The organism is Planktotalea sp., from assembly GCF_039984035.1.
Taxonomy (GTDB): domain Bacteria; phylum Pseudomonadota; class Alphaproteobacteria; order Rhodobacterales; family Rhodobacteraceae; genus Planktotalea.
This window is the reverse complement of the sequence record NZ_JBDWVM010000123.1, coordinates 1-11,212: the sequence shown is the minus strand read 5'-3', so window position 1 is coordinate 11,212 and position 11,212 is coordinate 1. Positions and strand designations below refer to the sequence as shown.

The window sequence follows — 11,212 nt, the reverse complement described above, 5'->3', positions numbered from 1 at the left end:
GCGCAGGGTGAATTCGTCGGTAAGCGCTTTGAGGGCCGGGCCGAGGCCCAGATCATCCAAAACCCCGGGGCGAAGGTCACGACTGATACGGCGCACCTCGTGAATAGCTCCGGTCAGACTTTCGATACCTTTGTCGAGCATTTTCGGGATCGGCCGATCGCTTGCGTCAAGTTGGCGGTGCGTGACGTCCAAGGCATAGCGAATGCCCACAAGGATTTGGCTGATCCCGTCATGTAATTCGCGCGCCACGCGTCCGCGTTCTTCTTCTTGGGCATCAAAGACCCGCTGCGTCAGTGCTTTGAGCTTGGTATCGGCCAAGCGGCGTTCGCGAATGTTCAAAAGCAAACCAGAGCCGAAAACGACCAACAAAGCGGCGAGTGTAATAGCGCCAATATAAAGGAAGGTTTCGCGGGTGCGCTGTTCGACCTGCGCGCGCGAGCTTTCAACTGTCGCAATGACGTCATCGATAAAGACGCCAGTGCCCACGGCCCACTGCCAGCTTGGGAAGCTGGTGACATAAGTGATCATCCGCGCCTCAACGCCTGTCGATGGCTTGGGCCAAAGATAGCTGTGATAGCCCGCACCAGAGCGTGCAATGCGGATCAATTCGCTGACGACAGGAGTTCCCTCGCTGTCACTTAAGTCCAGCCAGTTGTCATTGATCAAATGCGTGTCACGCGGGCTCACCAAATTGGTGCCATCATAGTTATAGACGAAAAAGCTGCCCTCAAGCCCGTAGATCATCGCGGCGAGGATCTGTTGCACCTGCTGTTTGGCCTCTTCGTCATCAGGAGGGGCGTTGCCATAGATAAAGTAAAACCCGTTGCGGGCCTGCGTTACATAATTGCGCAGCTCGTCTTTCTTGGCTTCGATCAGCGTCTCTTCCAAAGTTGCAATTTCGCGTTCCGCCAATTGGCGCGATTGATAGGCCACCAACAGCGAAATGGCGGTCACCGCAAAGATCAGCGGCAAAGTTCCAAGCAGGAACAATTTCTGTGCATAGCTGAAGCTAAAGAACTGGCGAATCGACATAGCAACCAGCTAACGGCGAATCACTTCGTAATCAAAGCGAATGCGCGAATCGCGCCGTCGCAAAGAAATAGATCTGCGGGTTTTGAAGCGCTTATTCTGCCAGTTTCTTGAGCTTTCGCCCAAATTTAGCGCTATCAGATACCCAGTTTGCGGGTTTTCTACGTAGTAGTCGGTATTTTCATTTTGGGCACTCTGGGTAGAGTTAGCGCACTCGAAACGATCCGTGCAGGGGAGGGCAGGATCATATTCTACCCGATTCAGCACACATCACTAATTTGGGAGGATTCTTAATGGATCGTCGTTCTTTTCTAAAAACATCCGCACTTGGCGGCTCAGCGGCAGCAGCGGCAACGCTCGCAGCGCCAGCTTATGCACAAGGCAAGCGCGTTCTGACTATGGTTCAGTCTTGGCCACGTGGCTTTGCTGTTCTTGATGACGCAGCAACATACCTGCAGGACATGGTTTCTGCGATGTCCGACGGTCAATTGACCATCGACAAAAAAGCTCCAGGCGAGCTTGTTGGCGCACTTGAAGTATTTGACGCGGTTTCTTCCGGTCAAGCTGACATGTACCACTCTGCAGACTACTACTTCATCGGTCAGCACCCAGCATACGCGTATTTCACAGCCGTTCCTTTCGGCGGTACAGCGCAAGAGCTGACAAACTGGTACCACCACGGCGGCGGCCACGAGCTGCACTCCGAGCTTGGTGAAATCTTCAACCTGAAATCATTCCTTGCTGGTAACTCCGGTTCCCAGTCTGGTGGTTGGTTCCGTAAAGAAATCAACTCTGCGGCAGACTTCAACGGTCTCAAGTTCCGTATGCCAGGTCTTGGCGGTAAAGTTCTTGGTAAACTGGGCGCATCTGTTCAGAACATCCCAGGCGGCGAACTGTACCAAGCTCTGTCTTCAGGTGCTCTTGACGGTCTTGAGTGGGTTGGCCCAATGGCTGACGAACGCGCCGGCTTCCAAGAAGTTGCAAAAGTGTACTACGCTGCTGGCTTCCACGAGCCAGGTTCTGGTCTTGCGGCCGGTGTAAACCTTGACGTTTACAACGACCTGACACCACAGCACCAAGCGATCATCTCCAACGCATGTATGGCGACAACGCACATCCAGCTTGCTGAAACGCTTGCAAACAACGGTGCGGCACTTGCGCGTCTTCAGTCTCAGGGCGTTAAAGTTCTGCAGTTCTCTGACGACGTTTGGGATGCATTCGGTAAAGCGTCTGCAGAAGTTATGGACGAAAACATGGGTGACGAACTCTTCGCGCGTACGCGTAAGAGCTTTGAAGAGTCCATGGCAGCGTCTTCTTCTTGGATCGACAAGTCTGATGGTTACTACGTTCAGCAGCGTAACCGCGTTCTTGGCGGCTAAGCCAATCGCTGTTTAAAATTGGTCAGGCCTCTGCTGTTTGCAGGGGCCTGATTTACAAGACGGTTTTGCAGAGCGCCGCGACTTTTTAGAACGCCGCCGCAAAAACAGAATTTATTAAAAGGGGACACCGATGGCGGATGACGCATCAGGCGGAGCACTCGCTGCGATAGGCGATGGATTGCTCTGGTTCGTACAGAATATAGGCATGTCGTTTTATAATTTCGGTTATGCGATCACGCATCCGAACTCGTGGCTGAACTGGTCCGATAATCAAGCGATGATGAAGTTCATCTATTATGGCGCATCGGTTGAGTTTTTCTTCGTCGTCTTTACGGCGTTTTTGCTGCTGACAATCGTCGGTTTGTGGAAGAATTCGGTCATGTGGGGCACTGTGCGCATCCTTGAAGGGTTCGCCAATACGGTCGGTCGCTTCTTCGCATGGGCCGGTCTTTTGATGGTGATCCAGCAAATCGTGATCGTCTTCATGCAGAGGATCTTTACCCGCCCTGACATTTCGATTGGCTTTGGTATTCCGCTCCAGTTCGACATTTCATGGTTTGCGGAAGAGTTGAAGCTTTACAATGCGTTAGTCGTTTGTCTTTGCGCAACTTATACCTTCGTTCAAGGCGGTCACGTCCGCGTCGATCTGGTCTATTCAGCGGTGAAATATCGCACGAAAAAGATCATCGACATGATCGGTTCGATCATCTTCATGATGCCTGCTGCGGTCCTGATCTGGATGTACGGTTGGTTCTTCATGTGGCGCCACCTTGTGACACCAAAGGTCTCTGCCTCAGACAAATTTGATCTGCTGATGCGCAAATCAAAACTCCTGAAATGGAACGTAGAAACCATCGGTTTCTCGCCCAACGGTTTTACCGCTTACTTCCTGTTCAAGCTCTTGCTCGTCGCGTTCACTGCGATGGTCTTCTTGCACGCGATTGCCTTCTTCTACCGCTCCTACCTCGAGCTCAAAGAAGGTCCAGAAAGCGAAGGTAAATACCTCGATAAAGATACGCTCGGTGAGGGCGAAGAAGCATATGAGGGGACGCACTGATGTTCTTTGGACTTGATGGCGTAGAAGTAGGCCTGATTATTGTATTCCTCTGTTTGTTCGGAGGCATCCTGTCTGGATTTCCAGTTGCTTTTGCAATTGGCGGTGCTGGCGTTATTTCCTTCGGGATTATTGCGGCGCTTGATGGCGCTGGACTGCTCATTCACCAAGCAATCGACACCGGATCGGTCATGTATTCCGATTTGATCAATTCGGGGATCAAAGCCGAAGACATATCCGTCTTCCGATACCCCGACTTACCGCGATACGAAGACGCTGTTTTCCCACGTGGCTGGGAACACGCGCTCGATCGTAACGTGTCATTCATTGTGAACCGTATGAACGAACGTGTTCTGGCGGGACAGTCTATCGAAACACTTCTTGCTGTTTTGATGTTCGTTCTGATGGGTATCACGCTTGAGCGCTCCAAGATCGCAAACGATCTGCTCACAACAATGGCGCGAGTCTTTGGACCATTGCCAGGTGGTTTGGCTGTGTCTGTTGTTGTGGTTGGCGCGTTCCTCGCGGCCTCTACAGGTATCGTTGGTGCAACGGTTGTGACCATGGGCTTGCTCAGCTTGCCGACGATGTTGCGCAACAACTACTCGCCAGAGATCGCAACAGGGGTCATCGCGGCCTCTGGGACATTGGGACAAATCATCCCGCCGTCTATCGTGATCGTTCTGCTCGGCACGCTTGCGGGTGACCTTTATTCATCTGCTCAAGAAGCGCGCGCAATTGCTGCGGGTTGTACCGATGCGTTGACATACTTGGGTGAGCCTGCGGTTGTTTCCGTTGGGACCTTGTTCCAAGCGGCCTTGCTACCGGGTGTTCTACTTGCCTTACTCTATGCACTTTATGCCTTTGGCTATGCGCTCTTTAACCCGAGCAAAGCGCCAGCGGTTCCAATGGGCACAGCAAGCGACGAGACAATCACGCGCGGCGAAGGCCTCACATGGTTCCTTGGCCTGCCAATTGCTTTGATCGTTGGTATGATGCTCTTGGGCAACCTCAACGTCATCGGTTCCCAAAGCCTCGTTGTGGACAGCTACTCTGACATCGGTGAAGGCGCGAGCCTGCGCACCAATGTGAGCGAAGAGTGCCAAGTCTCCATGATCGAACTTCACGGTCAGGAAGCATGGGATCTTGCAGTATCGCAAACGGCAGAGATTGAAGCCGCGGGCGGCGTCACAGAAAGCGTGAAACTGTCAGAAGAAGAGATCACAGAAGCCATTGCAGCTAAAGCGAAAGCAGCAGCGCCTATCGGTACCGGCATTGCGATCCTGTCGATCATCTTCACTTTGATCCTGACAACAGCGCGCGGTGCACGTCCTTCGGCAGATCATCGTCCGATCTACATCGGTCTTATCGGTGTGGTGCTTGGCTTGATTGTCGATCTGTTGATCATCCGACCAACAACAGGGGCAGGGGCAACCGTGCTGATGATGTTGATCCCTTGGGCGATCACGCTCTATGGCTGTGTCCATGCCGCGATGATGCTTGCCAAGAACGAGCTGATCCGTGTTGTGTTCCCACCATTGGTTCTGATCGTTGCTGTGCTTGGCTCTATCCTTGGCGGTATCACCAACCCAACGCCTGCAGCGGCGCTTGGTGCGGGCGGTGCGATCATGCTAGCGGCCTATCGTCGTCTGCGTGATGAGGATAAGTCACCAAAGGTCATCATCTTCTCCACCCTTGCGGTGATCTTGATGATCCTGATCGGTGTGAACTTCGATCTGCGCGTCAACCAAGGCGATGTGAACTTCGAAACTTGGGTTGCCTTCGGTCTTGCCTATACGGCATGGCTCTATGCGGCCTTTGGTTTGCTGTTCTCTTGCTTCGTTCTCTACCGCGCGGGCATCTTGCCACCCATCGTGCGCGAGACGGCGAAGGTGACGAGCATGGTCTTTACCATTCTGATCGGGAGCCAGATGTTGAACCTTGTGGTGATCTCCTTCGGTGGTGAGCACTATATTCAACAGTTCCTGCGCAGCTTCGACAACGAGTGGACGGTCTTCTTGATCGTGATGTTGGTTCTCTTCGTATTGGGCTTCGTGCTCGACTTCTTGGAAATCATCTACATCGTGATCCCGATTGTCGGACCGGTCATTTACGGCGGTACGTTCGATCCAAAATGGGTGACGATCATGATCGCAGTAAACTTGCAGACGTCCTTCCTGACACCACCCTTCGGCTTTGCCCTGTTCTACCTACGCGGCGTTGCTCCGAAGGAGGTCACGACAGGACATATCTACCGCGGTGTAGCACCCTTCGTGCTCATTCAGGTCGGCGGTTTGATCCTGCTGGGACTGTTCCCTGCAATCGTCACGATCATTCCGGATCTGATCCCGAATTGATCTAGGCGAATAGCTTACACAAAAAGAAAGCGAGGCCTTCGGGCCTCGCTTTTTCGTTTGTGAGTGGTGTTATGTTTAGTGAGAGCGCGCTTGCGTTTATCTATTCGTGTTCCGCATGATTGCCGCCGGGCAGCGAAATATTCGCAACTTGCTCGGCAATTGGCGGGGTCGAGAGCGGGTTCAAGTTTGTTTCGAACTCTTCAGGGTTTTGCATCTTTTTCCATTCCCCATTGGAAAAGACCTCAAGCCCTGAGAAATTCGCCTTGTAGCCCATCTTTGGGCTCCCCGGGACCCAATAGCCCAAATAGACATAGGGCAATCCCGCATCGCGCGCGATGTCGATGTGATCCAGAATGATATGGGTGCCAAGAGACTGACGCGTCAATTCGGGATCATAAAAGGAATAGACCATGCTAAGACCGTCATCATGAACGTCGGTCAAACAAACGGCTGTCAAAGCACTGTCTTCTTCATTCACATATTCGATAACGCGGCTGCGAATGGGTGTTTCTTCAATCATCGCCGCGAATTCGAACACATCCATATCAACCATACCGCCCATAGCATGGCGCGCCTCAAGATAGGTGCTGAAGAGGGCGTATTGCTCTTCTGTGGCCCAAGGCGATGTGGCGCGACGCAAGAGATGTGAATTGCGATTGCGAATGCGCTTTTGGCTTTTGGATGGGGTGAACGCGCTGACATCAATCCGTGCAGACAGGCAGGCTGAACATTCCGCACAGGACGGGCGGTACAAAACATTTTGCGAGCGCCTGAAACCCTGCTTAGAGAGCGAATTGTTTAGTGCTTCAGCGTTGTCGCCCTGCAGGGCCGTAAACAACTTACGCTCCATCCTGCCCTCAAGATAGGGGCAGGGTTGCGGTGCAGTCACATAAAACTGCGGTGCAATCGGGAGAGTATGACGCATAATAACTTTGTCCTTTAAATGCAGGCTAACATTCAATCCAATCTAATTAAAAGTATAGAAGTGCATCTTTATAGGTAATTTTACCTACGGTTGATCATCACGGACCCCAGCACCATATCCGGCAGCCCTTGGCCCCGCGCTGTGCCAAGCATCATAATTGCGGATAAAACCTGCAGCAAAAAGAACATCGTACAGATCGTAAAGCCGAGCGTGTGCATCAAGGCTTGGCTGAAATCAAACCGTTCACCGCGTGCATCGCGCAGCTCAATCGACATCATCCGCATGCCGAACGTTGCTGAAGAGGCGCCAATCGTGACGCTCCGATATCCAAAGCCAACAACCAAGAACAGCAAGGGCAGGAAAAACAACCCTGTAAAGGCCGTGAAGGGGACGATCAGCAGGGACAGGATCACCGTGATGACCGTGTCAATAATCCAAGCGATAAACCGTTTGATCGGGACCGAGCTATAAAATTGCGGTGCATTTACGGGATCGGGGTGATTGGGGGCGTGCTGTGTCATGGTCCTGTTCGGATAATCAGAATGGAAAGAAAAAGAAAGGGCCGCTCGGGAGGAGGAGAGCGGCCCAGAGGGGTCTTGGGGAGATTACCCTATCTACTTATGCAGGCTCTTCTTCTTTTGAAGGGGCTGCCGCCGCTTTTGCACGGTCATCCATGAATTCGTCGAACTCAGCTTTGTCCTTTGCATCGCGCAGACGCTGCAAGAAGGCTTCAAAGTTGCTTTGCTCGTCTTCTAGGCGGCGCAGCGTGTCTTCTTTGTAGGCGTCAAAGGCCGAGTTGCCGGAAGAGCGCATTGCGCCGTGACCAAAGTGACCATAGGTGTGACGGCCGGATGTGCGACAAGATTTACCAAACATGCGTTTGCTCCAGATCATGTAAAAGAGAAGGGCGAGACCTACAGGCCAGACAAAAATAAACCCGAGCACCATAGCGGCGATCCAAGCGCCTTTGCCTTTGCTATCGAGCCAGGCCTCAGAACGCGCGAACCAACCTTGCGGTTCGGAAGTATAAGTCGGGGCTTGGGCGAGGGTGGACATGTAGATCTCCTGTCGTTGGTTTGCGTTAATGTGAATGTCTTTCACATTGAGTAATTGGGTATGCAGCGGTGGTTTGGCAAGTGTGTATGTAAATCTTTTTTACATTTTTTGTAGTTTATGTTTATAAACAGGGTGTTGGTTGGGTTTGTTGCTTTGACTATTTCTCTCCATTCAACAAGATCACCCAGAAGCGGTGGTAAGAACTGAAGCGTCGAGGCGTCCAACCAGACGCCATCATAAAGCTCCACATCAATGTCCAAGCTAGTGCTTTATTCTTGTTTCCTATCTGTCAAACAGCCGATCTCACCTTGTGAGAAATGTAGAAACTAATAGCGCGCAAACGCCCTCAACTCTATGGTGTTTGCGCGAAGTAGTGGTTAGCTTCATCAAAAGGCTTTGTTGAATCATAAGGATACTGTTTTGTCAGATAATTTTAGAGAGACCCTAGAAAAGGCCAGCCGAGGAAGGGCAATTCTTTTCTGCGGGGCAGGTGCTTCTCTCGACTCAATCGGCTTCGATCTGCAAGAACTCCCTGCCGCCAACCCACTACTTGGTAAGTTCAACGACTTTCTCGGGAGAGAATTCTCGAAATTGCCCATCGCAGCTTCTAAAGTTGCAGATGAGTCGATCAAGGATTATTTTCGGATCATAACAGATTGTTTTAAAGTTAAAGCCGTTTCAGACGACTTGAAAACTATCATGACATACCCTTGGTCCAGAGTATATTCGACGAACTACGATAATAGTCCTGAAATTGCATGTGAACGCATTGGAAAAAACTACCAAACGCTTACCGCCCAAGATCGACCCGGTGATCTGCTTGATGATAGACTTCCCATTATCCATCTACACGGTTTTATAAATCACTTTCGCATCGATACGATCCGCGAAGAGTGCATCCTCGACTATGCGTCCAATGTCGCCAATAAAGTTTATGAGGGCCCTTGGGCCACAGAGTTGAAGAATGATATTTCCACGGCTGATATCGTAGTTTTCTTAGGGTACTCGCTCTATGATCCAGAAATTGCCAAGCTGATTTTACAAGGTAGAACATCGAAGAAGAGAATCTACTTTGTAAATTTCAGGATCGAAGATGAAGAACTCGCATACATGCAAGAAAGCTTTGGTAGTCCTCTAAATATCGAAACGAGTGGGCTTGCCCAGGTAATATTTGCGCTGCCTGTTGGCTTTGAAGTAGCCAAAAAGCAGTATGTTTGCTTTCAATCAGCTCAAGATACACCTGTTGAACATCGCAATGTCAATTACGAAGATCTTACAGACCTCTTTTTATTTGGCCGTGTCCAAGAGGCTTTGGTACAGGCTGACACCATATCAGGAAGCTCAAACTACGTCATTCGGCCCACGATTATTGACAAGGTAAAAGCCGAAGTCGCGTCCGGTCGTAGTTTGATCTCTCTCTACTCCCCATTGGGGCATGGAAAGACTGTACTTTCCAAAATTCTAGCTGCTGAACTGGGCCGCGAACATGACGTTTTTGTCGCCACGAGAAATCAAGAGAACTTCATCAACGAAGTGCATGACATTGTCGCAAATTCCAAAAGGCCAATTTTGATAGTCGATGATTATTACAAATACTCAAAGCACCATAAAGAACTGGCTAAACTAACATCAGACGATGCAATATTCATTTTCACATCGCGTCTCAGCGTGCATGAGTCGCGCAAAGAAGAGCTACCTGCACAGTTTCTGAATCATGATGTTGTTGACCTGCAGATTGGTGAATTAACACAATCAGATGCCGAACACCTGGTTCCGTTGGTGAATCAAGCTGGTATGTGGGGAACAATGTCCGAATTGTCGGACGAACGAAAGGCGAAGGAGCTGATTTCTACGGCGGATCAGGGTTATCAGGCAAATTTTGCTGATATTTTGGTTGGTTTGATGAATTCGAGCGAGATGATCGGTCGGATCAAAAAAGAGCTTGAAGTACTGAAAGAACTTTCCGCTGATGCTTATAGCGTTGTTTTACTCTCAATATACCTAGAATTTACGAACAATCACATTGATGAGCTGTCTATTGATCAGGCCCTGAAGGTCAACTTGAGTCAAGTGCATGGTTCTGATTCTGTGTCGAACATTTTCAGATTATTTTTCAACCCTATAGACGGCGGAAATGGCTACTTCTCGGGATCGATTTTTGCAAAATATGCGATGGAGAAGATATGCAACCACAATGACCTCATTGAGGTTATCGAGAAATCAGCAAATAACTTGGCTGATAATTACCCGCTTCATGAGGAAATGAAACTAGTATTGGTTGATTTGCTGCGATTTAACTATCTGAAAGTAATCGCCAGTGGAGATCAAGTGCGATTGAAGAGAATTCGCGATCTCTATTCAAACTTGTCATCGAACCCCAACTTAAACAAGGATGACCTTTTTTGGAACGCCTTTGGCATGTGTGAAAGGGCCCTTAAGAACTTTGAATCCGCTGTAAAGCATTTTCGCACCAGCATCAGCTATGCAAAGCTTCGAGGGAAGTTCTACATCCCTTATCATGCCCAAAACCAGCTAATTGTCTGCCTCTTAGAACGGGGTGTCAGTCTTAAGATTGATGCTTCGACAGCGTTTTCAAACTTCAAAGAAGTTTTGGAGCTTTTGACCATACAGGCAGAAGATGAAAGGAGCTATGGTCGTGGGCAAGCCTTTACGTGGCACAAAGAGATTATAGCTTTCCTTGATCTCCACTACTCGAATTTTGAGCAATCCGAAAAACTGTTCATCAATGCTCAAATCATGAAGTATCTGAACTTCATTACAAGAAGCATTCATGATTGGGAGCAACGACGCGAAGCTGCAATGACTGTAAGGAAGCTTCAATCGTTCCTAGCAAATAACCCTGCCTAATGTGAAAGTTGGCAGTTCTACTTTTCTTTTCTGGTGGCCGCAACGCAACATCTCAGGAGGTGTTTGAAGGTCCGCAATGGGCCGAAAATGCTCGAAAATCGCTTTCTGCTTCCAGCGCAGCCGGTCTTCTTGGAAAACTAGGTAAGGTTTTGTTTTATGGGGCTTTATCGCTTTCTAGAAAGTCAAAACAGAACTTGAAAGCCAACTTTCCACTTCATGGACCTGTAAATGGGTACTTAACGCGTATTTATTTGTCGTTAAATGGTCCATAAATTTTGATTTAATAGTGTTTGAGGGGAGCAGTAATGTTTGCAGAACTCTTTGTCCCTATATCGCCCCTGAGCCTCTACACGCCCGTTTCAGCCAAATTTGCAGGACTTGGGTGATCTAGGTGTATTTAGGCCCACTTTTGCTCTTAAAGCCCTTTTTATTATGGCTCATTTCCACATGGTCCCGTTTAAAACCACTTAATCCCGCTTACTGCAGAACTCTCTGTCTCACTACACCAGAATGAACATCCGTTCGCGGACAGGCGCTGACGTCA

General features: G+C 49.7%; 8 protein-coding genes. 4 read left to right on the top strand and 4 right to left on the bottom strand.

Annotated features, from left to right (window positions below):
- Positions 1-1,032, bottom strand: a 1,032-nt coding sequence (locus ABJQ89_RS05585) for a cache domain-containing protein (protein WP_348495279.1), incomplete at its 3' end; no start/stop codon positions are given.
- A 290-nt stretch (positions 1,033-1,322) separates the two neighbouring features.
- On the opposite strand from ABJQ89_RS05585, the gene ABJQ89_RS05580 reads away from it, so the two are divergent.
- From ABJQ89_RS05580 to ABJQ89_RS05570, 3 genes are all read left to right on the top strand, one after another.
- Positions 1,323-2,408, top strand: coding sequence for a TRAP transporter substrate-binding protein (locus ABJQ89_RS05580; protein WP_348495278.1), 1,086 nt, complete (start codon positions 1,323-1,325; stop codon positions 2,406-2,408).
- A 130-nt stretch (positions 2,409-2,538) separates the two neighbouring features.
- Entirely contained in the window at positions 2,539-3,465 is a 927-nt protein-coding gene (locus tag ABJQ89_RS05575) for a TRAP transporter small permease subunit (protein ID WP_348495277.1), read from the top strand.
- Positions 3,465-5,819 carry a TRAP transporter large permease subunit gene (locus tag ABJQ89_RS05570; protein WP_348495276.1) on the top strand — a complete coding sequence of 785 codons (2,355 nt, stop codon included), beginning with the start codon at positions 3,465-3,467 and terminating at the stop codon, positions 5,817-5,819. The genes ABJQ89_RS05575 and ABJQ89_RS05570 overlap by 1 nt, the downstream gene beginning before the upstream one ends.
- A gap of 100 nt (positions 5,820-5,919) precedes the next feature.
- Here the strand turns inward: ABJQ89_RS05570 and ABJQ89_RS05565 are convergent, their stop codons facing one another.
- The 3 genes from ABJQ89_RS05565 to ABJQ89_RS05555 form a co-directional block, all read right to left on the bottom strand.
- A complete protein-coding gene (locus ABJQ89_RS05565; protein WP_348495275.1) occupies positions 5,920-6,744 on the bottom strand; it encodes an arginyltransferase in 825 nt (274 codons plus the stop codon).
- A gap of 80 nt (positions 6,745-6,824) precedes the next feature.
- Positions 6,825-7,265, bottom strand: a complete 441-nt coding sequence (locus ABJQ89_RS05560) for an RDD family protein (RefSeq protein ID WP_348495274.1) — start codon at positions 7,263-7,265, stop codon at positions 6,825-6,827.
- A 97-nt stretch (positions 7,266-7,362) separates the two neighbouring features.
- Positions 7,363-7,800 (bottom strand): DUF2852 domain-containing protein, encoded by a 438-nt coding sequence (locus tag ABJQ89_RS05555; RefSeq protein WP_348495273.1) that lies wholly within the window; start codon positions 7,798-7,800, stop codon positions 7,363-7,365.
- A gap of 420 nt (positions 7,801-8,220) precedes the next feature.
- On the opposite strand from ABJQ89_RS05555, the gene ABJQ89_RS05550 reads away from it, so the two are divergent.
- Positions 8,221-10,668 carry an SIR2 family protein gene (locus ABJQ89_RS05550; RefSeq protein WP_348495272.1) on the top strand — a complete coding sequence of 816 codons (2,448 nt, stop codon included), beginning with the start codon at positions 8,221-8,223 and terminating at the stop codon, positions 10,666-10,668.
- The last annotated feature ends 544 nt before the right edge of the window (positions 10,669-11,212 follow it).

Excerpts from the sequence above, each read along its gene's own strand:
- ABJQ89_RS05580 (WP_348495278.1), top strand. The coding sequence starts at position 1,323 with ATGGATCGTCGTTCTTTTCTAAAAACATCCGCACTTGGCGGCTCAGCG.
- ABJQ89_RS05575 (WP_348495277.1), top strand. The coding sequence starts at position 2,539 with ATGGCGGATGACGCATCAGGCGGAGCACTCGCTGCGATAGGCGATGGA.
- ABJQ89_RS05570 (WP_348495276.1), top strand. The coding sequence starts at position 3,465 with ATGTTCTTTGGACTTGATGGCGTAGAAGTAGGCCTGATTATTGTATTC.
- ABJQ89_RS05565 (WP_348495275.1), bottom strand. The coding sequence starts at position 6,744 with ATGCGTCATACTCTCCCGATTGCACCGCAGTTTTATGTGACTGCACCG.
- ABJQ89_RS05560 (WP_348495274.1), bottom strand. The coding sequence starts at position 7,265 with ATGACACAGCACGCCCCCAATCACCCCGATCCCGTAAATGCACCGCAA.
- ABJQ89_RS05555 (WP_348495273.1), bottom strand. The coding sequence starts at position 7,800 with ATGTCCACCCTCGCCCAAGCCCCGACTTATACTTCCGAACCGCAAGGT.